General features: G+C 69.6%; 26 protein-coding genes and 1 riboswitch. Of the genes, 9 read left to right on the forward strand and 17 right to left on the reverse strand.

The genetic code is table 11. The annotated features are described in order from the left end of the window. The first annotated feature begins 74 nt into the window (after window positions 1–74). Genes RHOOR92_RS0117090 through RHOOR92_RS0117105 form a run of 4 tightly spaced genes read left to right on the forward strand, consistent with a single transcriptional unit; the run spans window position 75 to window position 5,871 of the window. On the forward strand, window positions 75–1,145 hold the full coding sequence (locus tag RHOOR92_RS0117090) for an SRPBCC family protein (RefSeq protein ID WP_027490805.1): 1,071 nt from the start codon (window positions 75–77) through the stop codon (window positions 1,143–1,145). Further along, complete coding sequence (locus RHOOR92_RS0117095; RefSeq protein WP_027490806.1) at window positions 1,142–2,440, forward strand: amidohydrolase family protein; 1,299 nt, start codon at window positions 1,142–1,144, stop codon at window positions 2,438–2,440. Before RHOOR92_RS0117090 ends, RHOOR92_RS0117095 begins: the two co-directional genes overlap by 4 nt. 19 nt (window positions 2,441–2,459) lie before the next feature. Further along, a complete protein-coding gene (locus RHOOR92_RS0117100; RefSeq protein WP_027490807.1) occupies window positions 2,460–3,767 on the forward strand; it encodes an amino acid permease in 1,308 nt (435 codons plus the stop codon). Window positions 3,768–3,771: 4 nt separating this feature from the next. Beyond that, complete coding sequence (locus RHOOR92_RS0117105; RefSeq protein ID WP_027490808.1) at window positions 3,772–5,871, forward strand: FAD-dependent oxidoreductase; 2,100 nt, start codon at window positions 3,772–3,774, stop codon at window positions 5,869–5,871. A 28-nt stretch (window positions 5,872–5,899) separates the two neighbouring features. Here RHOOR92_RS0117105 and RHOOR92_RS0117110 read toward each other — a convergent pair whose 3' ends face one another. The 3 genes from RHOOR92_RS0117110 to RHOOR92_RS0117120 form a co-directional block, all read right to left on the reverse strand. Further along, window positions 5,900–6,469: a hypothetical protein gene (locus RHOOR92_RS0117110; protein WP_007507170.1), complete on the reverse strand. Its 570-nt coding sequence runs from the start codon at window positions 6,467–6,469 to the stop codon at window positions 5,900–5,902. Window positions 6,470–6,564: 95 nt separating this feature from the next. Further along, on the reverse strand, window positions 6,565–6,765 hold the full coding sequence (locus tag RHOOR92_RS0117115) for a hemin uptake protein HemP (RefSeq protein ID WP_007507172.1): 201 nt from the start codon (window positions 6,763–6,765) through the stop codon (window positions 6,565–6,567). Between the two features lie 71 nt (window positions 6,766–6,836). Continuing rightward, window positions 6,837–7,811, reverse strand: coding sequence for an aldo/keto reductase (locus RHOOR92_RS0117120; RefSeq protein ID WP_007507174.1), 975 nt, complete (start codon window positions 7,809–7,811; stop codon window positions 6,837–6,839). 98 nt (window positions 7,812–7,909) lie between these two features. On the opposite strand from RHOOR92_RS0117120, the gene RHOOR92_RS0117125 reads away from it, so the two are divergent. Together RHOOR92_RS0117125 and RHOOR92_RS0117130 are read left to right on the forward strand one after the other, a co-directional pair. Then, window positions 7,910–8,917: an NAD(P)-dependent alcohol dehydrogenase gene (locus RHOOR92_RS0117125; protein ID WP_007507176.1), complete on the forward strand. Its 1,008-nt coding sequence runs from the start codon at window positions 7,910–7,912 to the stop codon at window positions 8,915–8,917. Window positions 8,918–9,055: 138 nt separating this feature from the next. Beyond that, window positions 9,056–10,006, forward strand: coding sequence for an NAD-dependent epimerase/dehydratase family protein (locus RHOOR92_RS0117130; RefSeq protein ID WP_007507178.1), 951 nt, complete (start codon window positions 9,056–9,058; stop codon window positions 10,004–10,006). A gap of 41 nt (window positions 10,007–10,047) precedes the next feature. Here the strand turns inward: RHOOR92_RS0117130 and RHOOR92_RS0117135 are convergent, their stop codons facing one another. The 8 genes from RHOOR92_RS0117135 to RHOOR92_RS0117170 all read right to left on the reverse strand — a co-directional run bounded on the left by RHOOR92_RS0117135 (window position 10,048) and on the right by RHOOR92_RS0117170 (window position 16,822). After that, window positions 10,048–10,572 (reverse strand): phosphatidylglycerophosphatase A, encoded by a 525-nt coding sequence (locus RHOOR92_RS0117135; RefSeq protein ID WP_027490809.1) that lies wholly within the window; start codon window positions 10,570–10,572, stop codon window positions 10,048–10,050. Continuing rightward, complete coding sequence (gene thiL, locus RHOOR92_RS0117140; RefSeq protein WP_027490810.1) at window positions 10,569–11,537, reverse strand: thiamine-phosphate kinase; 969 nt, start codon at window positions 11,535–11,537, stop codon at window positions 10,569–10,571. Before thiL ends, RHOOR92_RS0117135 begins: the two co-directional genes overlap by 4 nt. Before the next feature lie 20 nt (window positions 11,538–11,557). Continuing rightward, on the reverse strand, window positions 11,558–12,010 hold the full coding sequence (gene nusB, locus RHOOR92_RS0117145; protein ID WP_007507185.1) for a transcription antitermination factor NusB: 453 nt from the start codon (window positions 12,008–12,010) through the stop codon (window positions 11,558–11,560). Next, window positions 12,010–12,471 carry a 6,7-dimethyl-8-ribityllumazine synthase gene (gene ribE / locus RHOOR92_RS0117150; RefSeq protein WP_007507187.1) on the reverse strand — a complete coding sequence of 154 codons (462 nt, stop codon included), beginning with the start codon at window positions 12,469–12,471 and terminating at the stop codon, window positions 12,010–12,012. Before ribE ends, nusB begins: the two co-directional genes overlap by 1 nt. Before the next feature lie 110 nt (window positions 12,472–12,581). Further along, on the reverse strand, window positions 12,582–13,526 hold the full coding sequence (gene ldcA / locus RHOOR92_RS0117155; RefSeq protein ID WP_027490811.1) for a muramoyltetrapeptide carboxypeptidase: 945 nt from the start codon (window positions 13,524–13,526) through the stop codon (window positions 12,582–12,584). Between the two features lie 83 nt (window positions 13,527–13,609). Continuing rightward, window positions 13,610–14,701 carry a 3,4-dihydroxy-2-butanone-4-phosphate synthase gene (gene ribB / locus RHOOR92_RS0117160; protein ID WP_007507190.1) on the reverse strand — a complete coding sequence of 364 codons (1,092 nt, stop codon included), beginning with the start codon at window positions 14,699–14,701 and terminating at the stop codon, window positions 13,610–13,612. Between the two features lie 144 nt (window positions 14,702–14,845). Further along, on the reverse strand, window positions 14,846–15,487 hold the full coding sequence (locus RHOOR92_RS0117165; protein ID WP_027485423.1) for a riboflavin synthase: 642 nt from the start codon (window positions 15,485–15,487) through the stop codon (window positions 14,846–14,848). A 136-nt stretch (window positions 15,488–15,623) separates the two neighbouring features. Continuing rightward, window positions 15,624–15,804: riboswitch (FMN riboswitch) on the reverse strand. A gap of 106 nt (window positions 15,805–15,910) precedes the next feature. Next, window positions 15,911–16,822 carry a LysR family transcriptional regulator gene (locus RHOOR92_RS0117170; RefSeq protein ID WP_007507196.1) on the reverse strand — a complete coding sequence of 304 codons (912 nt, stop codon included), beginning with the start codon at window positions 16,820–16,822 and terminating at the stop codon, window positions 15,911–15,913. A gap of 90 nt (window positions 16,823–16,912) precedes the next feature. Here RHOOR92_RS0117170 and RHOOR92_RS0117175 point away from each other — a divergent pair, with 90 nt between their 5' ends. Continuing rightward, window positions 16,913–17,923: an NAD(P)-dependent alcohol dehydrogenase gene (locus RHOOR92_RS0117175; protein WP_027485422.1), complete on the forward strand. Its 1,011-nt coding sequence runs from the start codon at window positions 16,913–16,915 to the stop codon at window positions 17,921–17,923. A gap of 71 nt (window positions 17,924–17,994) precedes the next feature. On the opposite strand, the gene ribD is transcribed toward RHOOR92_RS0117175, so the two are convergent. From ribD to glyA, 4 genes are all read right to left on the reverse strand, one after another. Then, window positions 17,995–19,092, reverse strand: coding sequence for a bifunctional diaminohydroxyphosphoribosylaminopyrimidine deaminase/5-amino-6-(5-phosphoribosylamino)uracil reductase RibD (gene ribD, locus RHOOR92_RS0117180; protein WP_338053105.1), 1,098 nt, complete (start codon window positions 19,090–19,092; stop codon window positions 17,995–17,997). Window positions 19,093–19,183: 91 nt separating this feature from the next. Continuing rightward, on the reverse strand, window positions 19,184–19,696 hold the full coding sequence (gene nrdR / locus RHOOR92_RS0117185) for a transcriptional regulator NrdR (RefSeq protein WP_007507202.1): 513 nt from the start codon (window positions 19,694–19,696) through the stop codon (window positions 19,184–19,186). 2 nt (window positions 19,697–19,698) lie between these two features. Further along, entirely contained in the window at window positions 19,699–20,397 is a 699-nt protein-coding gene (locus tag RHOOR92_RS0117190; RefSeq protein ID WP_027490812.1) for a CTP synthase, read from the reverse strand. A gap of 9 nt (window positions 20,398–20,406) precedes the next feature. Continuing rightward, window positions 20,407–21,660: a serine hydroxymethyltransferase gene (gene glyA, locus RHOOR92_RS0117195; protein WP_027490813.1), complete on the reverse strand. Its 1,254-nt coding sequence runs from the start codon at window positions 21,658–21,660 to the stop codon at window positions 20,407–20,409. Between the two features lie 189 nt (window positions 21,661–21,849). Here glyA and ettA point away from each other — a divergent pair, with 189 nt between their 5' ends. Further along, the gene (gene ettA / locus RHOOR92_RS0117200) at window positions 21,850–23,517 is read left to right on the forward strand and encodes an energy-dependent translational throttle protein EttA (RefSeq protein WP_007507209.1); all 1,668 of its coding nucleotides are present in this window, start codon (window positions 21,850–21,852) and stop codon (window positions 23,515–23,517) included. Between the two features lie 103 nt (window positions 23,518–23,620). After that, window positions 23,621–24,439: an orotidine-5'-phosphate decarboxylase gene (gene pyrF / locus RHOOR92_RS0117205; RefSeq protein ID WP_007507211.1), complete on the forward strand. Its 819-nt coding sequence runs from the start codon at window positions 23,621–23,623 to the stop codon at window positions 24,437–24,439. 24 nt (window positions 24,440–24,463) lie between these two features. Here pyrF and RHOOR92_RS0117210 read toward each other — a convergent pair whose 3' ends face one another. Next, window positions 24,464–24,721 (reverse strand): hypothetical protein, encoded by a 258-nt coding sequence (locus tag RHOOR92_RS0117210; RefSeq protein ID WP_015446934.1) that lies wholly within the window; start codon window positions 24,719–24,721, stop codon window positions 24,464–24,466. 37 nt (window positions 24,722–24,758) lie between these two features. Then, a complete protein-coding gene (locus RHOOR92_RS0117215; protein ID WP_027490814.1) occupies window positions 24,759–25,952 on the reverse strand; it encodes an acyltransferase in 1,194 nt (397 codons plus the stop codon). Window positions 25,953–25,957: the final 5 nt, after the last annotated feature.

Genomic DNA, 25,957 nt, shown 5'->3' on the forward strand with positions numbered 1-25,957 from the left:
GACGGAAGCGGGGCATGCAGACTCCGATGGATGGCCGTTCGTCGCACCAGTCTATCCCGAGAGTGGAGCCCACCATGCAAGCTGACACCCTGCCCGACGATCTCGACCGCGCGCGCGCCCTTTCCCCCAACTACTACTTCGGCGACGCGATGCTGGCGATGGAGCAGCGTGCGGTGTTCGCACGCAGCTGGCAGCTGGTGGCGCACCAGGGTTTGCTGGCCGAACCGGGCGACCACGCGGTCGAGCAGATCGCCGGCGTGCCGGTGCTGCTGGTGCGTGGCCAGGACGGCGTGCTGCGCGCGTTCCCGAATGTCTGCCGCCACCGCGCCGGGCCGCTGGCGCTGTGCAACGGCAAGGGCGCCAAGGCGCTGCACTGCAAGTACCACGGCTGGACCTACACCCTCGCCGGCCAGCTGCGCAGCGCACCGGAGATGCAGGACGCCCGCGATTTCAAGGTCGAGGACATCCGCCTGCCGCCGCTGCGCGTGCACGAATGGCAGGGCCTGGTGTTCGTGGCGCTAAGCGACGACGTGCCGGCGTTCGACGAGGTCTACGCCGGCATCGCCGAACGCATCGCACCGATCGACCTGGCCGCGATGCGCTACCTGCGCCGCGACAGCTACGAACTCGAGTGCAACTGGAAGGTCTACGTCGACAACTTCCTCGAGGGTTACCACCTGCCGCACGTGCACCCGGGCCTGTCCCGCGTGCTCGACTACCGCGCCTACGACACCGAGCTGTTCGCATGGCATTCGCTGCAGTCCTCGCCGCTGCGCAACAGCGGCGACATCTACGGCGACGGCCAGGCGTTCTACTACTTCATCTATCCCAACGTGATGCTCAACATCATGCCCGGCCGCATGCAGACCAACCGCATCCTGCCGCTCGGGCCGGGCCGCTGCCGGGTGGAGTTCGACTACTACTACGCGCAGGACGAGCAGGCGCAGGCGCGCATCGCCGCCGACCAGTCGTTCAGCGACGAGGTGCAGGCCGAGGACATCACGATCTGCGAAGCGGTGCAGAAGGGCCTGGCGTCCGGTTTCTACAGCGCCGGGCGGCTATGCCCGAAGCGCGAAGGCGGCGTCTGGCATTTCCAGAACCTGCTGCGCGCCGCCTATGCCCATGACACCGGGGAATCCGCATGAGCACGAGACTGTACGGCCTGTGCTTCGCGCTCGCGGCGCTGGCCACCGCGCCGTTCGCCCACGCCCAGGATGCGCAGCGCACCGTGGTGCGCGCCGGCCACCTGCTCGACGTCGACAGCGGCCGCCTGCTCGCCGACCAGGCGGTGACCATCGAGCACGGCCGCGTCGTCGCGGTCGCGCCGTGGACGCCTGCCGCCGCGGGCACGCACGTGCTCGACTGGTCGGCCTGGACCGTGGTGCCGGGCCTGATGGACATGCATACCCATCTCGCCGACGAAGGCCAGATGGCCGACCCCGGCGCGCCGCTGAAGAGCAACCCCGCACGCGACGCCTTCATCGGCGCGAAGAACGCACGCGACACCGTGCGCGCCGGTTTCACCACCGTGCGCGACGTGGGCGCCTACCGCGGCTTCGCCGACGTCGCCCTGCGCGACGCGATCAACGCCGGCTACGTGCCCGGACCGCGCATGTTCGTCGCCGGCGCCTACATCACCGTGCCCGGTGGCGGCGGCGAGATCACCGGCCTACCGCCGGGCACCGTCGTGCCGGACGTATTCCGCCGCGGCGTCTCCAGGGGCGTGGACGACGTGCGCCGGCATGTCGACATCGTGCTCGATGGCGGCGCCGACCTGATCAAGGTCATCGCCACCGGCGCCGTGCTGACCGCCGGCACCGAACCCGGGCAATCCGAATACAGCGAAGCCGAGATCCATGCCGCGGTGGCGGAAGCCGCGAAGCGCGGCGCCTTCGTTGCCGCGCACGCGCATGGCGCCGAAGGCATCAAGCGCGCGATACGCGCGGGCGTGCGCTCGGTCGAACACGCCTCGCTGATCGACGACGAAGGCATCGCGCTGGCGAAGCAGCATGGTACCTGGCTGGTGATGGACATCTACGACGGCGACTACATCGACAGCGTCGGCCGCGCGGCAGGCTGGTCGGCGGAAATCCTGCGCAAGAACATCGAGACCACCGAGGCGCAGCGCGAGGGTTTCCGCAAGGCGGTCAAGGCCGGCGTGCATCTGGCGTTCGGCACCGATGCCGGCGTCTACCCGTACGGCGACGATGCGCGCCAGTTCGCCTACATGGTGCGCTACGGGATGACTCCGCTGCAGGCGATCCGTTCGGCCACCATCGACGCCGCGCGCCTGCTCGGCAAGGAACGCGAGCTCGGCTCGATCGCGCCCGGCAAGGCCGCCGACCTGGTCGCGCTGGCCTGCGATCCGCTGCACGACATCGAATGCCTGCGCCAGGTGCGCGGCGTGATCAAGGCCGGCCAGCCGGTTCCCCTCGACTAGAACCCCACCGGGTGCGGACATGAACGACAGCAAGAAGATCGGCTTCTGGACCTGCACCGCCCTGGTCGTGGGCAACGTCATCGGCATCGGCATTTTCCTGCTGCCCGCATCGCTCGCGCCGTATGGGTTCAACGCGCTGATCGGCTGGACGATCACCCTGCTCGGCTGCCTGACCCTGGCCCGCGTGTTCTCGCATCTCGCGCACGCGTTGCCGAACGCCGAAGGCCCGTACGGCTATATCCGCAGCACCCTCGGCGAGCTGCCGGCGTACATGGCGCTGTGGGCGTACTGGGTGTCGCTGTGGCTCACCAATGCCGCACTGGCGACCGGCGTGGTCGGCTACATCACGGTCGTGTTCCCGGCCCTGAACGTGATCCAGCCGGCGCTGTTCGCGCTGGGCCTGCTGTGGTCGCTGGTGATCATCAACCTGTTCGGCGTACGCACCGGCGGCAGCGTGCAGATCGTCACCACCGCGCTGAAACTGCTGCCGATGCTCGCCATCGCGCTGCTCGGCGGCTGGGTGCTGCTCACCTCCCCGGCCAGCTATGTCGCGCATCCGCCGGCCACGCCGGTCACCCTGCACGACGTGATGGCGGCATCGACGATCGCGCTGTTCGCAATGCTCGGCATCGAATCGGCCAGCGTGCCGGCGGCGCGGGTGGAAAACCCGGGGCGCACGATTCCACGCGCGACGATGACCGGCACGGTGCTGACCGCGATCATCTACATCATCGTTTCCACCGTGCCCCTGCTGCTGATCCGGCAGCAGGAACTGGCCAATGCGAGCGCGCCGTTCTCGCTGCTGATGGAGCGCTTCGGCAGTGCCGGCTCCGGGCGCTGGCTGGCGCTGTTTGTGGTGGTCAGCGGGCTCGGCGCACTCAACGGCTGGACCTTGCTGGTGGGCGAGCTGACCCGCACGATGGCCGTCAACGGCGTGCTGCCGGCGCCGTTTGCGCGCACCAATCGCCGCGACGCGCCGGCGGTGGCGCTGATCGTCACCGGCGCGCTCGCCTCGGTGATGGTCTGGATGAGCTACAGCAAGTCGCTGGTGTCGGCCTTCACCTTCATCACCCGGGTGGTGACCGCGGCGAACCTGCCGCTGTACCTGTGCTGCGCCCTCGCGCTGGCGGTGCTGTGGCGACGCGGTGCCGCGCGGCACGCCGTGCTGCCGGTCGCGATCATCGGTGCGCTGTACGTGGTGTTCGCCTTCGTCGGCATCGGCCACGAACCGCTGGTGCTCGGCCTGGGCCTGATCGCCGCGGGCCTGCCGCTGTACGCGTTCATGCGCCTGCGTCGCCGCAAGGCCGCCCAACCCGCCAAGGCCTGAGCCGATGAGAGATCCGCGCCACGACATCCTGTTCGAACCGGTGAAGATCGGCCCGGTCACCGCGAAGAACCGCTTCTTCCAGGTGCCGCACTGCAACGGCATGGGCCACGCGATGCCGCTGGCGCATGCGGCGATGCGCGAGATGAAGGCCGCGGGCGGCTGGGCGGTGGTCTCCACCGAGGAATGCGAGATCCATCCCAGCGGCGACCTCACCCCCTACGTCGAGGCGCGGCTGTGGGACGACCGCGACATTCCCGCGCTGGCGCTGATGTGCGACAAGGTGCACGCGCACGGCGCGCTGGCCGCGCTGGAGCTGTCGCACAACGGCCCGACGGCCTCGAACCTGTATTCGCGCGAGGTGCTGATCGCGCCCTCGCACCAGCCGACCAAGTACGGCTACCCGCACCAGGCGCGGGCGATGACGAAGCACGACATCCGCGAATACCGGCGCTGGCATCGTGAGGCGGCGATCCGCGGCAAGCGCGCGGGGATGGACATCATCTACGTCTACGCGGCGCACGACCTGTCGCTGGCGATGCATTTCCTGCAGCGCCGGCGCAACCAGCGCGGCGACGAATACGGCGGCTCGCTGGAGAACCGCGTGCGCCTGCTGCGCGAGGTGCTGCAGGACACGAAGGAGGCGGTCGGCGACACCTGCGCGGTGGCGCTGCGCTTCGCGGTCGAGGAAGGGCTGGGGCCCGGCGGCGTGGAGCTGGCCGAGGCGAAGGAGATCGTCGGCATGCTGGCCGAGCTGCCCGACTTGTGGGACGTGAACCTCGCCGCCTGGTACAACGACTCGGTGCCCTCGCGCTTCGCCGGCGAAGGCGCGCAGGAGCCGTTCATCGCCTTCGTCAAGCAAGCCACCAGCAAGCCGGTGGTGGGCGTGGGCCGCTTCACCTCGCCCGACACCATGGTGGCGCAGCTGAAGCGCGGCGTGCTGGACCTGATCGGCTGCGCGCGCCCGTCGATCGCCGACCCGTTCCTGCCGCAGAAGATCGAGCAAGGCCGCAGCGACGACATCCGCGAATGCATCGGCTGCAACGTCTGCGTCTCCGGCGACATGACCATCTCGCCGATCCGCTGCACGCAGAACCCGACCATGGGCGAGGAATGGCGCAAGGGCTGGCACCCGGAGCGCATCGCGCCGAAACGCAGCGCCGCGCGCGTGCTGGTGGTGGGCGCCGGCCCCGCCGGGCTGGAAGCCGCGCGCGCGCTGGGCCAGCGCGGTTACGAGGTAAGTCTGGCCGAGGCACGCAAGGAGCTCGGCGGCCGCGTGAGCCGTGAATCGCGCCTGCCGGGGCTGGCCGAGTGGGCGCGCGTGCGCGACTGGCGCGTGGGCCAGATCCACAAGCTGGCGAACGTGGCCGTCTATCTCGATTCGCCGCTCGGCGCACAGGACGTGCTGGACTTCGGCGCCGAACACGTGGTGCTGGCCACCGGCTGCCACTGGCGCCGCGATGGCGGCGGCCGCAGCCACGGCAGCACCATCGACGGCTTCGCCGGCAACCCGCGGGTGTTCACCGTGGACGACCTGATGGGCGGCCGCCTGCCGGAAGGCAAGGTGGTGGTGTTCGACGACGACGGCTACTACCACGCCAGCGTGGCGGCCGAGCTGCTGCGCCGGCGCGGCGGCGAAGTGATCCACCTGACGCCCGAGGACAGCCTCGCGCCGTGGACGCTGAACACGCTGGACTACCGGCATATGCGCAAGCGGATGGCCGCACTCGGCATCGAGGCGCTGGTCTCGCACGACATCGTCGGCTATGCCGGCACCACGCTTGCCGTCGAGGACGTCTGGACCCACCGCCAGCGGGAACTGACCTGCGACGCCGTGCTCACCGTCACCGCGCGCCTGCCTGACGATGCGCTGTACCAGGACCTTTGCCGCCGCGAGGCCGAGTGGACGGATGCCGGCATCCGCAGCGTGCGCTGCATCGGCGACGCCGAAGCGCCGGGCTTGATCGCGCACGCGGTCTACGCCGGCCACCGCTACGCGCGCGAGCTGGAGGAACCGGCCGTCGGCGAGGTCGCGTTCAAGCGGCACTTCCACACCGCCGACGCCGGCGACCTGCTGCGCGAGACACCGGTGCAGCAGGCTCGGTGAGCACCGCCACGCGCGGCGCCGGCCGCGGCTAGCGGAACTGCCGTTCGCGCTGGCCGGTGTGCGCATGGGCGATCTGCCCGGCCAGTTGCCGACCCAGCGGCGACAGCCCGTCGACCGTTTCGCCACGGAGCACGTCGAGGCCGGCCAGCCGGCGTCGATGGAAACGCAGCGGGCATGCGTCGAGTGCCGGCAAGTGCGGCGTATCCGGCATCGCCGGCGCCGGCTCGCCGCTGGCCAGCAGCCGATCCCAGCCCAGGTAGTCGGTGTCCGGCAGCAGATGCAGGCGCACGCAGGGGCGGCCGGATCGATCCAGGCCGTCGACCCATTCGCGCGGCCCGTCCACCGCGATCACGCTGACCGCCATCAGCCAGCGCACGCGCAGCAGCAGGGCCAGCGCCGGCGTTTCCACCAGCAGCCCGCCCGGCAAGGCCGACAGCTCCGGCCCGCACGCCGCCAGCGGCATGTACAGCACGCGGTCGAGCGCCGGCAGTGCCGCCAGCAGCGGCGCCGGCGCCGTTCGCAGCCAGCGCCGGCAGGCGCCCGTATCGGAAGCCTGCAGGCATCGGGCCTGCCGTTGTCGCGACCAGGGAATGAACATCGCACGCCTCCAGCAACACGCACCGGCGAGAAGCACGGGGCCCGAGGAAAACGCGCGGACTCCCGCCCGCGCGCCAGGGAAACCGACCGCCCCCGCTACTTGGTCAGGATCAGTTTGTCGTTGCGGGTGAGGCGCAGGTGGTACTCGCTGCCTTGGTGCCGGATCACCAGCTCGCGCTCACCGGCCAGCAGCGCATGACTGGAGACATACCGGGCCGGGGCCGGCATCGGCGGTGGCAAGGCCGGCCGCGGGAGTGAACGGGACGACAGCGGTTGGCGCAGGGACAGGACAGGCATCGGGACATCCAGCGGAAGCGGTGACGTCTTTGATGATAATGATTCTCATTTGACTGTCAACCACCCCCCGCTCAGCCCGCCTCGACGACCTGCCGGATCCGCTGCGCCAGCGCCGCATCCAGCCGCGGCAGCAGTGCCAACGCATCGAGGTTCTGCGCCAGCTGCTCGCGCTTGCTGGCGCCGAGCATCACGGTGGAGACGTGCGGGTTGAGCAGGCACCAGGCGATCGCCAGCTGCGCCAGGCTGGTACCCAGCTCGGCGGCGATCGGCTGCAGCGCGCGCACCTTGCCGAGGCGTTCGTCGCCATGGCCGAGCACGCTCTCGCGCAGCCACTCGTAACCGGGCTGGGCCAGGCGCGAATCGGCCGGCACGCCGTCGTTGTACTTGCCGCTGAGCAGACCCGAGGCCAGCGGCGACCAGATCGTGGTGCCCATGCCATAGGCCTCGTACAGCGGCGCGTACTCCAGTTCCACCCGCTCGCGGTGCAGCAGGTTGTACTGCGGCTGCTCCATCGCCGGTGCGTAAAGATGATTCTCGCGGGCGACCCGGTGCGCCTCGTGGATCGCCTCGGCCGGCCATTCGCTGGTGCCCCAGTACAGCACCTTGCCCTGGCGCACGAGGGTATCCATCGCCGCCACGGTTTCGGCGATCGGCGTGTCCGGATCGGGACGATGGCAGAAGTACAGGTCCAGGTAGTCCATGCGCAGGCGCTGCAACGCCTGGTGGCAGGCTTCCATCACGTGCTTGCGCGACAGCCCGCGCTGGGTCGGCAGCGGCTTGTCGACCGCGCCGAAGAATACCTTGCTGGACACGCAATAACTGTCGCGCGGAAAGCGCAGGTCGGCCAGCACGTCGCCCATCAGCTGCTCGGCCACGCCGTTGTTGTAGGTCTCGGCGTTGTCGAAGTAGTTCACCCCGCGGTCGTGCGCCAGCGCCAGCAGCTCGCGCGCCTCGCCACGCCCCACCTGCCGGCCGAAGGTGACCCAGGCGCCGAACGACAACGCGGAAAGTTGCAGGCCGGAGGTGCCGAGGCGACGGTAAAGCATGGGGCTGCTCCTTGACGGGAAAGACCGCCAGCATGGCCAATCCACGCGTGCGGCACAACGGCGTAGTCTTGGGTTTCCCCCCACTACAGGAGTTCGCCATGTCCTCGATCACGGGCTGGGCCGCCAGCGCGGCCGGCCAACCGCTGAAGCTGACCACGTTCGACGTGGGCGAACTGGGCGCCGAGGAAGTCGAGGTGGCGGTCGACTACTGCGGCATCTGCCATTCCGACCTGTCGATGATCGGCAATGAATGGGGCGGCTCGCGCTACCCGTTCATCCCCGGGCACGAAGTGGTCGGCCGGGTCGTCGCGCTGGGCGCGCAGGCGAAGGGGCTGTCGATCGGCCAGCGTGTCGGCATCGGCTGGACCGCGGAAAGCTGCATGCACTGCCGGCCGTGCCTGTCCGGCGACCACAACCTGTGCGCGCAATCGGTGGCGACCATCGGCGGCCACCACGGCGGCTTCGCTGACAAGCTGCGCGCGCACTGGGCGTGGACGATTCCGCTGCCCGAGGGCATCGACCTGGCCAGCGCCGGCCCGCTGCTGTGCGGCGGCATCACCGTGCTGAAGCCGTTCCTGGCCTACGACATCAAGCCGACCGCGCGGGTCGGCGTGGTCGGCATCGGCGGGCTCGGCCACATGGCGGTGAAGTTCGCCGCGGCGTGGGGCTGCGAGGTCACCGCGTTCACCTCCACCCTGGCCAAGGCCGACGAGGCACGCGGCTTCGGCGCGCACCACGTGGTCGCCAGCCGCGACAGCGACGCGATCAAGGCGATCGCCGGCTCGCTCGACCTGCTGCTGGTCACCGTCAACGTGGCGATGGACTGGAACGCGTTGCTCGGCACGCTCGCGCCGAAGGGCCGCATGCACGTGGTCGGCGCGGTGCTGGAACCGATCCCGGTGCCGGCATTCAGCCTGATCGGCAAGCAGCGCGAAGTCTCCGGCTCGCCCACCGGCTCGCCGGTCGACATCGCCCGCATGCTGGACTTCGCCGCCCGCCACGACATCCGCCCGCAGGTGGAGATGCTCCCGATGGCGCAGGTCAACGAGGCGCTGCAGCACCTTGCGGACGGCAAGGCGCGCTACCGCATTGTGCTGCAGGCGTAGCCGGCCGAACCTCTTCCTGCGGCGAACGGCGCCCGCCGCTCGCCGACGGCCACGCGCTCCTGCAGGGAAAGCGCAACCATCGCGGATTATCCTTCGTGCCCGGGGCACTCATGCCGGGTCACTTTCAAGGAGCACGCGATGAACACGCCACGCAAGGCCCTGGTACTGGGCGCCACCGGCGGTGCCGGCGGCGAGATCGCGGCGGCGCTGCTACGCCGCGGCTGGCAGGTGCGCGCCCTGATCCGGGACGCTTCCCGGCCGGGGCTGCCGGCGCAGATCGAATGGCACGCCGGCGACGCCATGCACGCTGCCGACGTGGCGCAGGCGGCGCATGGCGTCGAGGCGATCGTCCACGCGGTCAATCCGCCGGGCTACCGCAACTGGCACAAGTTGTCCCTGCCGATGCTCGAGCACACCCTCGCTGCCGCGCGCGCCACCGGCGCGCGCATCGTGCTGCCCGGCAACGTCTACAACTACGGACCGGACGCACTGCCGCTGCTGCACGAGGATTCGCCACAGCGACCGCTGACCCGCAAGGGCGCGATCCGGGTGGCCATGGAACGCCGCCTGCAACAGGCGACAGCCGAGGGTGTGCGCGCGCTGATCCTGCGCTGCGGCGATTTCTTCGGCCCCCGCGCCAGCAACAACTGGTTCGCGGCGATGGTGAAACCGGGACGGCCGGTGCGTGCGGTGAATTACCCAGGCGAACACGGGCTGCGCCATGCCTGGGCCTACCTGCCCGACGTCGGCGAGACCGTGGCGCGCCTGCTGGAACGGGAGAGCGAACTGGCCGCGTTCGAGTGCTTCCATTTCGGCGGCCACTGGGTCGACGGCAACGCCATGGCCGACGCGATCCGGCGTGCCACCGACCATCCGGAGCTGCCGCTGCGCGCTTTCCCGTGGTGGCTGGTCACGCTGGCCGCACCGTTCGTCGCACTGTTCCGCGAGCTGCGCGAGATGCGTTATCTGTGGCAACTGCCGCTGCAACTGGACAACCGCAAGCTGGTGGCGCTGCTCGGAGCGGAACCCCATACGGATCTGGACCAGGCGGTCGAGGCGACACTGCGCGGGTTGGGTTGCCTGGACTGAGCCGCAGCCAAGCCGCCCCACCCCGGGCACTGACACGACCGTCAGCGCTGCAGGTACAGCCCCAGCGCCAGCACAATCGCGGCGAACACGCCGGCGACCACATCGTCGATCATCACGCCCATGCCGCCCTTCACGCGCCGGTCCAGCCAGCGGATCGGCCACGGCTTCCACACGTCGAACAGGCGGAACAGCACGAAGCCGGCCAGCACCATCCACCATGCGAATCCGCTGGGCGGCAGCAGCGCGGGAACCAGCAACGGCAGCAGCGCGATCCACTGCCCGATGAATTCGTCCCACACCAGGCTGCGGTGGTCGTCGACACCGAGCGCACGGCCGGCCACGTTGCAGGCCCATACGCCGATGGCGAAACCGCCAAGCAACACGAGCAGATAGATCGGCAGCGACAACTGGCGCAGCAGCAGCCACGGCAGCAGCGCAGCCAGCGAACCGAACGTGCCCTGCGCCACCGGCGCCAGGCCCGAACCGAAGCCGCAGGCCAGCCAGCCGGCCGGCGTGGCCAGCAGCGCGCGCCGCTGTTCCCCGCTCAAGCTCTTCTTCGCACTCACGCGAAATGCTCCCAGCCCGGTCGATCCACCGCCAGCCACGAGCCATCGGCGGCACGCACGCGCACGCCTTCGCCTTCCACGATGCGGCCGATCTTCGTCGCGCCGCAGCCGAGCCGGGCCAGGCCGGCCTGCAACTCGGCCACGCGAGCGGCCGGCACGGTGAAGCACAATTCGTAGTCGTCGCCACCACTCAGCGCGAAGTGCAGCGCGGTGGTGTCGTCGTGCAGTTCCAGCAAGGCCGACGAGCGCGGCAGCCAGGCCGCCTCGATCTCCGCGCCGACCCCGCTGGCGGTGCAGATATGGCCGAGGTCGGCGAGCAGGCCGTCGGAGACGTCGATGCAGGCCGTGGCCTGCCCGCGCAACGCGGTGCCGGTGGCGAGCCGCGGCGTCGGCCGGTTCAGCCGCTCGATCAGGAAGCCGCGCAATCCAGCGCGGCCGTCGTCGTCGCGCGGCGGATGCTGCAAGGCATGCAGGCCGGCGGCAGCGTCGCCCAGCGTACCGGTGACCAGCACCGCGTCGCCGACCCGTGCGCCGGCGCGGGTGAGCGCCTGACCCGGCGGCACGAAACCGTGCACGGCCACGCTGATCGTCAACGGCCCGCAGGTGGTGTCGCCGCCGACCAGGGCCAGCCGCTGCGGCCGCGCCAGCTGCGCGAAGCCTTCGGCAAAACCCTCGACGAAGGCCGCGTCCGCGTTTGGCAAGGTCAGCGCCAGCAGCGCCCAGGCCGGGCTGGCACCCATCGCGGCGAGGTCGGACAGGTTCACCGCCAGCGCCTTCCAGCCGATGTCGGCCGGCGCGGTGCCGCGCGGGAAATGCACGCCCTCGACCAGGGTGTCGATCGCCACCACAAGTTCTTTCCCCGGCGGCGGCGCCAGCACCGCGGCGTCGTCGCCGATGCCCAGGCGCACGTCCTCGCGCGCCTGCGCGGTAAGTTCGCGGATGCGCTCGATCAGGCGGAATTCCATGGACGGAAGCGGTCCGCTGCTCAGCGGCCGTGCTGCTTCTCGACCGCGCGCAAGTCGCCGGCCAGCTTGTCCAGCACGCCGTTGACGTAGCTGTGGCCGTGGTCGGCACCGAAGCGCTTGGTGACCTCGATCGCCTCGTTGATCACCACGCGGTACGGCACGTCGGGGCGGAACTTCAGCTCGTACGCCGCCAGCCGCAGCGCGGCACGTTCGATCGGGTCGACCTGCGCCACCTCGCGGTCGAGGTGCGGACGCAGCGCCCCGTCCAGCACATCGAGGTTCTTCTCCACGCCGTGCAGCAGGTCCTCGAAGTAGTCCAGGTCGGCCACTTCCATGTCCTGCTCGTGGCGGAACTGCTCGATCACCGCGTTCATGTGGCTGCCGCTGAGCTGCCACGCATACAGCGCCTGCAGCGCGCGGCGGCGGGCGCGCGAGCGCGCGGCCAGGTCGATGCCTTGCGGGGCGTGCTGCATCACAGCTTCCCGTACAGGTTGACCATTTCCAGTGCGGCCATGGCGGCGTCGGCGCCCTTGTTGCCGGCCTTGGTGCCGGCGCGCTCGATCGCCTGCTCGATGCTGTCGGTGGTCAGCACGCCGAACGCCACCGGCACGCCGGCATCCAGCGCGGCCTTGGCCAGGCCCTTGGCGCATTCGCCGGCGACGAAATCGAAGTGCGGGGTGGCGCCGCGGATCACCGCGCCCAGCGCGATCACCGCCACGTACTTGCCGGAACCGGCCAGCTTGTGCGCGGCCAGCGCGATCTCCCATGCACCCGGCACGCGCACCAGCTCGATCGCGTCGTCCTTCACGCCGTGGCGCAGCAGCGCGTCGCGCGCGCCAGCCACCAGCGGTTCCACGACGAAGCCGTTGAAACGGCCGGCGACGATGGCGAAGCGGCCTTTCGGAGTGGCGAAGTCGCCTTCGATGGTCTTCATTGCGGTTTCCTTGGGTGGGCGCGCGGCCCATGCAGAACAAGCATTTTACGGGTTTGGCGGAGATCCTGCCTGACGGACGCCCTCTCCTGCTCGCGGGGGAGGATCAGCGCTTAGCCGCCGGGCGTCAAATGCGGATAGCCACTGAAAGACAGTTGCGCGTTGCCTCCGGCGACCTGCAGCCGCGCCGGCGCGCCGAACGGCAGGGTGCACTTGTCCGGCTCGTGGCCGATCGGCAGGCCGCCGAGCACCGGCACGCCGCTGGCCCGGCGGATCTGCGCGAAGCTGTCGGCCAGCTCGTAGCCGTTGTCGTAGGCGCTGGGCCGGCACTGGCTGAAGTGGCCCAGCAGCAGCGCACGTTGGCGCCCCAGCACGCCGGACAGGTGCAGCTGGTACAGCATCCGCTCGATCCGGAACGGCGGCTCGCCGACGTCCTCGACGTACAGGATGCCGCCGTCGATGCCGCGACCGTCGGTGCCGGGGAAATACGGCGTGCCGAGCAGGCTGCACAGCACCGCCAGGTTGCCGCCCCACAGCGGCCCCGCGACGTCGAGCTCGGCGTCGGGCATGGTGGCCCACTCGACCTGCGCCGAGGGGGAGCGCGCGGTGCCCCAGAACTGCCGCCAGGTGAACTCGCTGAGCGTTTCGGCGCCGAAGTCGGCGCCCAGCATCGGGCCGCTGAACGTGCACAGGCCGCTCTGCGCATGCAGCGCCAACTGCAGCGCCGTGAAGTCGCTGTGGCCGACCAGCAGGGTATGGCTACCGCTCAGCCGTTCGCGCAGGGCGCCATAGTGCAGCTGCGCCAGCAGGCGGGTGGCGCCGTAGCCGCCGCGGATCGCCAACGCGATGTCCGGCAAGGCGTCCGCCGTGGCCAGCGCATTGAGGTCGGCGGCGCGCTGCGCGTCGCTGCCGGCGTAGCGCTGCTCGCTGCGATCGAGCACCTCCAGCCCGCTCAACACGCAACCGGCCTCGCGCAGCCGCGCCACGCCGCGCGCCATCGCGGCGCGATCGTGCGGATAGCCGGAGGGGGCGATCAGGCGGATACGGGTGTCGGGCATGGGCGGGGTCGGTGGCATGAAGACCGATTATGCGGCGATGAAGCCACCACCGCATGGCGCCGCGGTGGCGCGGGAGTGGCGAATCAAACGTACTCCACCACTTCCAGCCCGAAGCCGCCCAGGCCAACCATCTTGCGCGGGGTGCCGAGCACGCGCAGGCGGTGCACGCCGAGGTCGGCCAGGATCTGCGCGCCGAGACCAAGCTGGCGCCACTCCTGCTGCTGCGCCTCCTCCGGCGCCAGTTTGCCCGGCTGGCGGTTGAGCCGGGCTAGCAGCGCCTCGGGGGTGTCCTCGCCGGACAGCACCAGCAGCACGCCGCGATCCTCGTCGGCGATCCGGCGCAGTGCCGCGGTCACGGTGAGGCCGAGATCATCGCGCTTCAGGTGCAGCACGTCGGACAAGGTGTTGCGCACGTGCACGCGGGTCAGCGCCGGCGCGCCGTCGTTGACCTTGCCGCGCACCAGCGCGTAGTGCAGGCCGCGGCGGATCGCGTCGCGGTACGCCACCAGCCGGAACGGGCCGAACTCGGTATCCACGTCTTCCTCGTGCACGCGTTGCACGGTCTTCTCGGTTTCCAGGCGGTAGCGGATCAGCTCGGCGATGGAGCCGATCTTCAGGCCGTGCTTGCGCGCGAAGATCTCCAGCTCCGGTCGGCGCGCCATCGAGCCGTCCTCGTGCAGGATCTCGATCAGCACCGCCGACGGTTCCAGCCCGGCCAGCGCGGCCAGGTCGCAACCGGCCTCGGTGTGCCCGGCGCGGGTCAGCACGCCGCCCGGCTGCGCGGTCAGCGGGAAGATGTGGCCCGGCTGCGACAGGTCCTGCGGCTTCGCATCGGATTTCACCGCCACCTGGATGGTGCGTGCGCGGTCGTGTGCCGAGATGCCGGTGGTGACGCCCTCGGCCGCCTCGATCGAGACGGTGAAGTTGGTGTGGTAGGCCGAGGTGTTGTCGCTGACCATCGGGCGCAGGCCGAGCTGGCGCGTGCGCTGCTCGGTGAGCGTGAGGCACAGCAGGCCGCGCGCCTCGCGCACCATGAAGTTGACGTCCTCCGGCCGCACCATCTGCGCGGCCATGATCAGGTCACCTTCGTTCTCGCGGTCCTCGTCGTCGAGGATCACCACCATGCGGCCGGCGCGGATGTCGTCGAGGATCTCGGGAATGGTGTTGAATGGCATGGCGTGTATCCGTGTGGTGGTTCCCTTCTCCCCCTTGGGAGAAGGTGCCCCGAAGGGGCGGATGAGGGTACGGGCGGAGCGAGGTATCGTGGCTTCGCGCGGACCCTCACCCCAGCCCTCTCCCGGCGGGAGATGGGCTTGCTGTCAGGCAAAGCCATGCTGCTTGAGGAACGCCTCGTCGATACGCGGCGGCTCACCCCACGACAGCAGCCGCTCGATGTAGCGGGCCACCACATCCACCTCGATGTTCACCGCGTCGCCGACGCGGCGCGCGTGGAACGCGGTGTGCTCGACCGTGTGCGGGATCAGGTTGACGCCGAAGCGATGCCCGGCGACCTCGTTGACGGTGAGGCTGGTGCCGTCGATGCAGACCGAGCCTTTCGCCACGATGTAGCGCGAGATCGCCGCCGGCACCTCGAACGTCCAGCGCTGCGAGCGTCCGTCCGGCGCGATCGACACCACCTTGCCGAGGCCGTCGACGTGGCCGGAAACCAGGTGCCCGCCGAGCCGGTCGGCCAGGCGCAGCGCTTTCTCCAGGTTCACCGGGTCGCCCGGCTTGAGCTGGCCCAGCGAGGTCAGCGACAGCGTCTCGTTGGAAACGTCGGCACTGAAACCGCGCGGTTCCAGCGTGATCGCGGTAAGGCACACGCCGGACACGGCGATCGAGTCGCCCGGCTGCACGTCGGCGAGATCGAGGTCGGCGGTATCGACGTGCAGGCGCACGTCGCCGCCACGCGGTTCGAGCCGCGCGACGCGGCCCACGGACTGGACGATGCCGGTGAACATCAGCGCACCTCCGATCGGAAGGCGGTGGGCCGTGCAAAAAAGGCGATGGATTCCATGCGTCGTTTCCCGCGTGGCGCAGCTGCGAAAAACGCCTCAAGGCATAAGGCCCGGCGCCGGGCCGCGAGGCCGTGCGCCGAACCGTCTTCGCTTTATCCGGACTGTGAGGAAGCGGTCACCCGCTGCCAACCGTCGGCTCCGGCATTCGACCGGATCTGCTGACCTTCCGGCGTGGCCGGAAGCGCTCGCGGGCTCGCCCCAAACCGTGAAAACCGGGGCCTACCGCCGGTGGGGAATTTCGCCCCGCCCTGAAGACGTCGTGTCATGCCGGCTGACCGGCGCCGGAAGTCTAGCACCATCACCGGCCGGAGCCGGCGGCAGGACGGGAAACAGCGTTCCGCCCCGTGCACGATCGCGGCCACACCCTCACTGCACCGTCAGCGCCGTGGCCAGGTGGTCGATCAGGGCCCGCAGCGCCGGCGTGCGGTCCGCCCCGGGCAGCCACAGCAGGTGCACCGGGAACGCCGGCAGCTGCCATCGCGGCAGCAGCTCGACCATGCGGCCTTCGGCAACCAGCGCGTCGGCCATGTAGTTACCCTGCAGGCCGATGCCCACGCCGGCCAGTATCGCGTCGCGGATCGCCTGCGCATCGTTGCAGCTCAGCACCGGCTCGATGCGTACCGCGCGCCGCTGGCGCTGCCGGCTGAACGACCACAGCGTGCCGCGGCGGTAACCGGTGAAGGTGATGCAGCGGTGCGCCTTGAGGTCGGCCGGGTCGCGCAGCGGCGGCGCCGAGGCCAGGTAACCGGGCGAGGCGCAGGGATACAGGCGCATCGTGCCGGCCCGGCGCGCCACCAGTTGCACATCGGCCAGGTGCCCCAGCCGCACGGCCAGATCCACCCTGCCGGACACCATGTCGACGTAGGTATCGTCGTATACCGCGTCGATGCGCACGCCGGGGTGTTCGCGCATGAAAGCGGCCAGCAGCGGGGCCATGCGATAGCGACCGAAGCTGGCCGGCAGGTGCACGCAGAGGCGGCCGCCCAGTTCGCCATCGGGCGGGCGCAGGTCGGCGGCCAACTCGGCCATCACCGTTTCCATGCGCTGCCATTGCGTCAGCAACTGCTCGCCGCGCGCGGTCAGCGCCATGCGCCGGGTGGTGCGCAAAAACAGCCGCGCACCGACCGCCTCCTCCAGTGTCGCGATGCGCCGGCTCAGTACCGACGGCGTGCAGCCCACCTCCAGCGCCGCGCGCGAGAAGTTGAGCCGTCGCGCGGCCGCCGCAAACGCGCGCAGTTCGCGCAGACGGGCGGGCGTGAGGTCGAATGATTGATTCATTCAGCGAACAGAAGATTATCCATTTGTGTGGATTATCACCGAACGGCGACGGCGGGACCATGCCCACCTTCCCACCACGGAGTCGCCCCCATGCGCGCCATCCAGCTTTCCGCCTTCGGCCTGGACCATCTCGAATCGACCGACCTGCCCGCCCCGCGCCCCGGCCCGAAGGAGGTGTTGGTGCGCATGGAAGCGGCCTCGCTGAACTTCCGCGACCGCATGCTGGTCGACGGTCAGCTCTATCGTGGCGTGCGGCTGCCGATCGTGCCGGTGTCCGACGGTGCCGGCACGGTGCAGGAAGTGGGCGAGGCGGTGACCCGCTTCAAGCCCGGTGACCGCGTCACCACGTTCTACAAGTCGCGCTGGATCGCCGGCGCCATGCGGCCGGAATGGGAAGGCGCCGAGATCGGCGGGCCCGAGCCCGGGGTGATGCGCGAGCTGGCCTGCTTCGACGAGTACTCGCTGGCACGTGCGCCTGCCCGGTTCTCTGCCGTGCAGGCGGCCACGCTGCCGATCGCCGCGCTCACCGCCTGGCAGGCGCTGGAGATGGCCCGCGTGACCAGTGGGCAGACCGTGCTGCTGCTGGGCACCGGCGGCGTGTCGCTGTTCGCGCTGCAGTTCGCGCGGTTGCGGGGCGCACAGGCGATCGTGCTGTCGTCCAGCGACGACAAGCTCGAACGCGCTACGGCGCTGGGCGCGAACGTCGGCATCAACTACGCGAAGCACCCGCAGTGGGGTGCGCTGGTACGCGAGGCGAGCGGCGGCGCGGGAGTCGACCTGGTCGTCGAGACGATCGGCGCGGCCACGCTGGCGCAATCGCTGCAGGCCGTGCGCATGCACGGCGTCGTCGCCGTGCTCGGCTGGCTCGGCGGCAACGAGGCGACGCTGCCGCTGACCCCAATGGTGCTCAAGCGCGTGCGCCTGCAGGGCCTGTCGGTGGCATCGCTGGAAGCCCACGAGCGGATGGTGGCCGCCATCGAGGCTGGCGGGCTGGAGCCGGTGATCGACCACGTCTACGGCTTCGGCCAGCTGCGCGAGGCCTTCGAGCAGCTCGGCGCCGGCCGCCACTTCGGCAAGCTTGCGATCGACTTCACGCGCTGAGCATTCGTCCACGCGCGATTGCCCGGCGGCTTGCGCCGCCGCGTGCGCCCGCATGGCAGCGATGCGGCGGATCAGCCCGGGCGCAATCGCAGGCGGATATCCGCGCCCAGCATGCGCTGGTCGATCACCTGCAAGCGCCAGCGCGCAGCCATGTCGGCCAGCGGCGGCAGCTGCAGCAGTGCCCGCGCTCGATCACCCAGCAGCAGCGGAGCCACGTAGAGCAGCAGTTCGTCGACCAGGCCGGCGGCGAACAGGGCGCCACCCAGGGTCGGGCCGGCCTCCACGTGAACCTCGTTGCAGCCGCGCCCGCCCAGCAGGGCCAGCACGGTGCGCAGGTCGAGCGCATCGCCCGGCGTGGGCAGCGCCACCCGCTCGACCCGCTCGAAGCGGTCGTCGCTGCAGGTCGCCGCCGCGCCATGCAGCAGCAACGTCGGCGCCGAACCGTCCAGCACGCGGCTGCCGGCCGGCGTGCGCAACTGGCGGTCGAAGACCACCCGCAGCGGCGGCGCGAACTCTTCGCCGTCGGGCAACCGCACGGTGAGGTGCGGGTTGTCGGCCAGTACGGTGCCGCTGCCGGTGAGGACGGCACTTGAACGCGCACGCCAGCGTTGCACGTCGGCGCGCGCGGCTTCGCCGGTGATCCACTTCGATTCGCCGCTGGCCAGCGCGGTGCGGCCGTCCAGGCTCATCGCCAGCTTCAGCCGCACGAACGGGCGCCCGCGCTCGATCCGGCTGAAGAAACCGACGTTCAGCGCGCGCGCCGCTTCGCGCATCAGGCCCGATGCGACCGTGATGCCGGCATCGCGCAGCTTGCCGATGCCGCGGCCGTCGACTTGCGGGAACGTGTCCTCCGCCGCGACGACCACCCGCCCGACGCCGGCGGCGATCAGCGCGTCGGCGCACGGCGGCGTGCGCCCGTGGTGCGCGCACGGCTCCAGCGTCACGTAGGCGGTGGCGCCGCGCGCCCGTTCGCCCGCCTCGCGCAGCGCGAACACTTCCGCGTGCGGCTCGCCGGCGCGCCGATGAAAGCCGGTGCCGACCACCGCGTCGCCATGCGCGATCACGCAGCCCACGCGCGGGTTCGGCTGGGTGGTGTACAGGCCGCGCTCGGCGAGGCGCAAGGCATGCGCCATGTGGAGATGATCAGTCGCCGAGAAAGTGGCGGTCACGCCGCCGTGCCTTGGCAGGAGCGCACCCCGTGCGTGAGGCTCTTCGTCACGCGACGGAAAGCATCGCGCACGGGGTGCGCTCCTGCCATCGTCATTTGCCTGCCCGCTTGCCGCCGCCGAGCAGGGGCAACTGCAGGTCGGCCAGCCCCGGCAGGTCGCGCTCCAGCTTCTCGATCTCCTCGCGGAAGGCGTGCACGTCCTCGAACTTGCGGTAGACCGAGGCGAAGCGCACGTAGGCGACCTGGTCGAGCTTCTTCAGCTCGCGCATCACCAGCTCGCCGACCTGGCGCGACGGCACCTCGCGCTCGCTGCTGCGGCGCAGGTCGTTGACGATGGCGCGCACCGCGGCGTCCACCGCATCGCTGGCCACCGGGCGCTTCTGCAGTGCGCGCTCGAAACTCACCCTGAGCTTGCGCTCGTCGAACATCTCGCGCCGCTCGCCACTCTTCACGATCGCCGGCAGTTTCAGCTCGGCCGTCTCGAACGTGTTGAAGCGCTCGCCGCACTGCTCGCACTCGCGCCGACGACGCACGCTGCTGCCGTCCTCGGTCAGCCGCGAGTCGATCACGCGGGTGTCTTCGTGCTGGCAGAAGGGGCAATGCATGGTCAGTAAGTGTCGGCCATCACCTGCACGAAAGCACGCACCGCCGGCGGCACCCGTCCCTGCAGGGCGCCCCGCTCATGCTGGAACAGGGTGGCGACAAAAAACGGGTGGTCCTCCAGTTCGATGCCTCGAACCTCGCCGGCGGCGTCCACGGCACAGATTCGCAGCGGACCATCCGCAAGCGCCTCCCGGAAATCGGGACTCAAGCCGTAGCTGCAGTGATAGCCCTCGGCGATCGCCTTCGCACCATAGGCCAGCGCCAGCCGGGAGCCCTCGACCAGACGTACGGCATCGGTCACCTCGACCAGCGTGCACAGCAGCGGCACGATCACCTGGCGGCGGGCTTGCGGTGCCGTCTCGGCATGCTCGGCGTCGGCCCAGCCAAGCACGTTGCGCGCATATTCGATCACGGCATGCTGGAAGCCGCCGCAGGTGCCCAGGAACGGGACGTGCCGCTCGCGCGCCACGCGGATCGCGGCGAGCGCGCCCTCTGCACTGCGATACGGACTGGCCGGAACGCACCAGAGTCCGTCGAACTCCGCCAGCGCGGCGCCGTCGCCGACCTGGTCGGTCGGTATCCAGATCGGCTCGACCGTCACGCCGCAGGCAGCGGCCGCCATGTCCAACGCCACGGGAATGGCACGATGGGCGACCACCTCATCGTTGTGATCGCCGATCAGCCCGACCTGCAGGGCGTGCATGCCGGTGGCTCAGCCGTAGACCGGGAACTTCTGGCACTGCGCCGTGACGTTCCCGCGCACGCGGGCGATCACCGCCTCGTCGGCTGGCGCGTCCAGCACGTCGCAGATCCAGTTCGCCAGTTCGGTCACGTCCGCTTCCAGGTAGCCGCGGGTGGTGACGGCCGGGGTGCCGACGCGCAGGCCGGAGGTGACGAACGGCTTGCGCGGGTCGTTCGGCACGGCGTTCTTGTTGACCGTGACGTGCGCCTTGCCCAGCGCTTCCTCGGCGGCCTTGCCGGTGACCTCGCGACCGATCAGGTCGACCAGCATCAGGTGGTTTTCGGTGCCGCCGGAGACGATCTTGTAGCCGCGCGCGATGAAGGTCTTCGCCATCGCCTTGGCGTTCTTCACCACCTGGGTCTGGTAGGTGGTGAACGCGGGCTCCAGCGCTTCCTTGAACGCCACCGCCTTGGCCGCGATCACGTGCATCAGCGGGCCACCCTGGATACCGGGGAACACGATCGACTGCAGCTTCTTCTCGATCTCCTCGCCCGCCCCCTTCGCCACGATGATGCCGCCGCGCGGGCCGCGCAGCGTCTTGTGGGTGGTCGAGGTGACCACGTGCGCGTGCGGCAGCGGGCTGGGGTACACGCCGGCGGCGACCAGGCCGGCGACGTGGGCCATGTCGACGAAGAACAGCGCGCCGACCGAATCGGCGATCCGGCGCATGCGCGCCCAGTCGACCACCTGCGAGTAGGCGCTGAAGCCGCCGACCAGCATCTTCGGCCGGTGCTCGGTGGCCAGGCGTTGCACTTCGTCGTAGTCGATCAGGCCGTTCCCGTCGACGCCGTACTGCACCGCGTTGAACAGCTTGCCGCTGATGTTGACCTTGGCGCCGTGGGTGAGATGGCCGCCATGGGCGAGCGACATGCCCAGGATGGTGTCGCCCGGCTGCAGCAGGGCCAGGTACACGGCCTGGTTCGCCTGCGAGCCGGAGTGCGGCTGCACGTTGGCGTAGTCGCAGTCGAACAGCTGCTTCAGCCGCTCGATCGCCAGCGTCTCGGCGACGTCCACGTATTCGCAGCCGCCGTAGTAGCGCTTGCCCGGGTAGCCCTCGGCGTACTTGTTGGTGAGCTTGGAGCCCTGCGCTTCCATCACCCGCGGGCTGGCGTAGTTCTCCGAGGCGATCAGCTCGACGTGGTCTTCCTGACGCCGGCCTTCGTCAGCGATGGCCTGGGCCAGTTCGTCGTCGTAACCGGCAATCGTGCAGTCCTTGGGGAACATTCTGGCCTCGGCAGTTGGCAAGCGGGATTAGCCGGAAAGTGTAGCGCTGCCTGGTGTTTGCGGCCACCGCCGGGCGGATCCACCCGGCGGCATCAGCACGCCCCCACAAGCCGCTATAATGTGCGGTTTGACGAATTCCCTTTCCGTGCCGGCCGTGCAGGCGGCGCGGCGCACGCCTTCGGAGGTTGCATGAGCTCGCAGTACATCTACACCATGAACGGGGTCAGCAAGATCGTCCCGCCGAAGCGCCAGATCATCAAGGACATCTCGCTCAGCTTCTTCCCCGGCGCCAAGATCGGCCTGCTCGGCGTCAACGGTGCGGGCAAGTCCACCGTGCTGAAGATCATGGCCGGCGTGGACACCGACTTCCAGGGCGAGGCGCGTGCGCAGCCGGGCACCAAGATCGGCTACCTGGCGCAGGAGCCTAACCTGGATCCGGAAAAGACCGTGCGCGAAGTGGTCGAGGAAGGCGTGGCCGAAATCCTCGACGCGCAGAAGCGGCTGGAGGAGGTCTACGCCGCCTATGCCGAGGAAGGCGCCGACTTCGACGCACTGGCCAAGGAGCAGGAGAAGCTGGAAAACCTGCTCGCCGCGAACGACGCGCATGCGCTGGAGCGTCAGCTGGAAGTCGCCGCCGACGCGCTGCGCCTGCCGCCGTGGGACGCGAAGATCGGCCCGCTGTCCGGTGGCGAGAAGCGCCGCGTGGCGCTGTGCCGCCTGCTGCTGTCCAAGCCGGACATGCTGCTGCTGGACGAGCCCACCAACCATCTGGACGCCGAGTCGGTGGACTGGCTGGAAAAATTCCTGCACGACTATCCCGGCACCGTGGTGGCGGTCACCCATGACCGCTACTTCCTCGACAACGCCGCCGAGTGGATCCTCGAACTCGACCGCGGCCGCGGCATTCCGTGGAAGGGCAACTACACCGAATGGCTGGAGCAGAAGGACGCCCGCCTGAAGCAGGAAGCGAACCAGGAGAAGTCGCGCCAGAAGGCCATCGCGAAGGAGCTGGAGTGGGTACGCTCGGCCGCCAAGGGCCGCCAGTCCAAGGGCAAGGCCCGCCTGGCCCGCTTCGAGGAGCTGAACTCGGTCGACTACCAGCGCCGCAACGAGACCAACGAGATCTTCATTCCGCCGGGCGAGCGCCTGGGCCAGGAGGTGATCGAGTTCAAGCACGTGACCAAGTCGTTCGGCGACCGCGTGCTGATCGAGGACCTGTCGTTCAAGGTGCCGCCGGGCGCGATCATCGGCGTGATCGGCCCGAACGGCGCCGGCAAGTCCACCCTGATGAAGATGATCATGGGCAAGGAGACGCCGGACTCCGGCGAGGTGAAGCTGGGCCACACCACCAAGCTCGCCTACGTCGACCAGTCGCGCGACGCGCTCGACCCGAAGAACAACGTGTGGCAGGAGGTCTCCGGCGGTTCGGACATCCTCACCATCGGCAACTTCGAGATCCAGTCGCGCGCCTACATCGGCCGCTTCAACTTCAAGGGCACCGACCAGCAGAAGATCGTCGGCAGCCTGTCCGGCGGCGAGCGCGGCCGCCTGCACATGGCCAAGACCCTGCTGCAGGGCGGCAACGTGCTGCTGCTCGACGAGCCGTCGAACGACCTGGACGTGGAAACCCTGCGCGCGCTGGAAGATGCCCTGCTGGAGTTCCCCGGCTCGGCGATCGTGATCTCGCATGACCGCTGGTTCCTCGACCGCATCGCCACCCACATCATCGCGTTCGAGGGCGACTCGCACGTGGAGTTCTTCCCCGGCAACTACAACGAGTACGAGGCCGACAAGAAGCGCCGCCTCGGCGAGGAAGGGGCGCGACCGCATCGGGTGAAATACAAGAAGCTGGCCTGAAGGCGGGAGTGAGTGAAGAGATGTGAGGAGTGAGAGAAAGCACGAGCTCACACCCACTCTCCTTTCTCACTCCTCTTCGCTCACTCCTCAATCGGGGACCACGATGCACTTCATGCAATCCCTGCAGCAGGCCTGGACCCGCAACCACTCGCTGGTCTGCGTCGGCCTCGATCCGGAACCGGCGAAATTTCCCGCGCAGCTGCGTGATGCGCCCGACGCGGTGTTCGATTTCTGCCGCGCCATCGTCGACGCCACCGCCGACCTGGTCTGCGCGTTCAAGCCGCAGATCGCGCACTTCGCCGCGCTGCGCGCCGAGGACACGCTGGAACGGCTGATCGCGCACATCCACGCGGAACATCCCGGCGTGCCGGTGATCCTCGACGCCAAGCGCGGCGACATCGGCAGCACGGCGCAGCACTACGCCCGCGAGGCGTTCGAGCGCTACCAGGCCGACGCGGTGACGCTGAACCCGTACCTCGGACGCGACTCGATCCAGCCGTTCCTCGACCGCGCCGACAAGGGCGTGATCCTGCTCTGCCGCACCTCCAACCCCGGCGGCGCGGATTTCCAGGCGCTGGATTGCGGCGGCCAGCCGCTGTACCTGCGCGTGGCCGAGACGGTCGCACGCGAGTGGAACGGCCACGGCAACTGCGCGCTGGTCACCGGCGCCACCTGGCCGCAGGAACTGGGCAAGGTGCGCGCGGTGGTCGGCGAGATGCCGCTGCTGGTGCCCGGCATCGGCGCCCAGGGCGGCGATGTAGAGGCGGTGCTGCGCCACGGTCGCAATGCCGATGGCACGGGCCTGCTGATCAGCTCGTCGCGCGCGATCCTCTATGCCGGCCACGGCGAGGGTTTCGCCGCGGCCGCGCGCGCCGCTGCCAGCGAATTGCGCGACACCATCAATCGCTGCCGGCAGGCCTGAGCGCGTCGCGCTCCGGCGCCACGGTCAACCCGTCGCCGTCTTCGCCGCCTGCAGCGCCTTCGTCTTCAGGTCCAGCGTATCGGCCGCATCCAGCAGCGCACGCGCAAAGCTGCGCACCTCGGCAGGGCGCAAGGCATACCAGTGGCCGCTCTTGCCGGCCTCATCCACCTTGCGGCCCGCACGGGACATGCAATGCGGCCGGAAGATCACCATGCCGGTCAGCGCCTCCGAGCTGATGTCCGCCGAGACGATCTGCATGTGCGTTTCATCTTCTTTCTTCACCGAACTTCTCCCGGGCGGATATCCGTCCTCACGCAGCTTACGCTACAGGGAGTTCAGCGGTTGTTGGCCGTGCGGCGCCGGCCGGTTTCCACAGACATCGCCGCAGCCAGCGCTCGTACGGCGTGGACAGCCAACGCTCCACCACCGCACCCAGCAGCCAGCACAAGCCCAGTGCCGGCAGGTACCACAACCAGCCGTGGGCCGGGTCACCGCCCCAGGCGCGGTACGCGCGCACCACCGCAAACACCGCGAACATGTGGGTCAGGTAGATCTCGTAGCTCAGGCGGCCCCAACTGCGCAGCCAACCGAAACCGGGCAAGGACAGTGCCGCGCCGCCGTCGGTGCGCCAGCGGCAGCACAGCACCAGGCACAGCGACGACAATGTGAGCACCAGCATGTAGCCGTCGCGCAGCCAGTGCCACAGCGCGCCCCCGTCCAGCAGCACCGCACCCAGCCCCGTCGCGCCGAACCAGCCCAGCATCACGACGGTACGCCGTGGCGGTCGCCAGGCATCGGCCAGCAGCGCACCCAGCACACCGATCGCAATCGCCGACATGCCGGGCAGATAGGCCTTCTCTTGCCAGATCTCGTTGCCGCGCAAGGCGGCATGCGTCCACGGCATCGATAGCGCAAGCAGGGCCAGCCACGGCACCAGCACCCTACGTCGCCGCGTGAGCAGACACACCAGCGGAAAGCCGAGGTAGAACACTTCCTCGATCGACAGCGACCACAGCACGTCCCAGTTGCCCGGCAGGTAGCCTGTCTGTCCCTCGTACCAGTTCAGGTGCAGACCGAGCGCCGCGAAGATCGCACGCGGCAGCGACTGGTTGGCGTGGATGATCGTGTAATCGCGCACGCCGGCCAGGTGCAGCACGCTCAGCACCGCCACCAGCGCCAGCAGGCACGGCACGATGCGGGCGAAACGCCGCGCATAGAATGCGCGCAGGTCGATCTTTTCCAGACTCCCCCAGCGGCGCAGCGCGTTGCCCGAGATCAGGAATCCCGAGATCACGAAGAACACGAACACGGCCTCGTAGCCGTTGTAGTTCAGCCGGCTCAGCAGCCACGCCGGCAGCACGTCGGTCAATGCGGTCTTTTTCAGCGGAATGCGCAGGCCGAGATGGTTGAACACCACCAGCACGATCGCCAAGCCGCGCAACAGATCGATGCCGGGATTGCGGGTGCCTATCGCCGGCACGGCGTTCGCGGAAGTGGCTGGTACGGTCTGCATGGATG

The sequence above is a fragment of the Rhodanobacter sp. OR92 genome (assembly GCF_000427545.1).
In the GTDB taxonomy this organism is placed as follows: Bacteria; Pseudomonadota; Gammaproteobacteria; order Xanthomonadales; family Rhodanobacteraceae; genus Rhodanobacter; species Rhodanobacter denitrificans.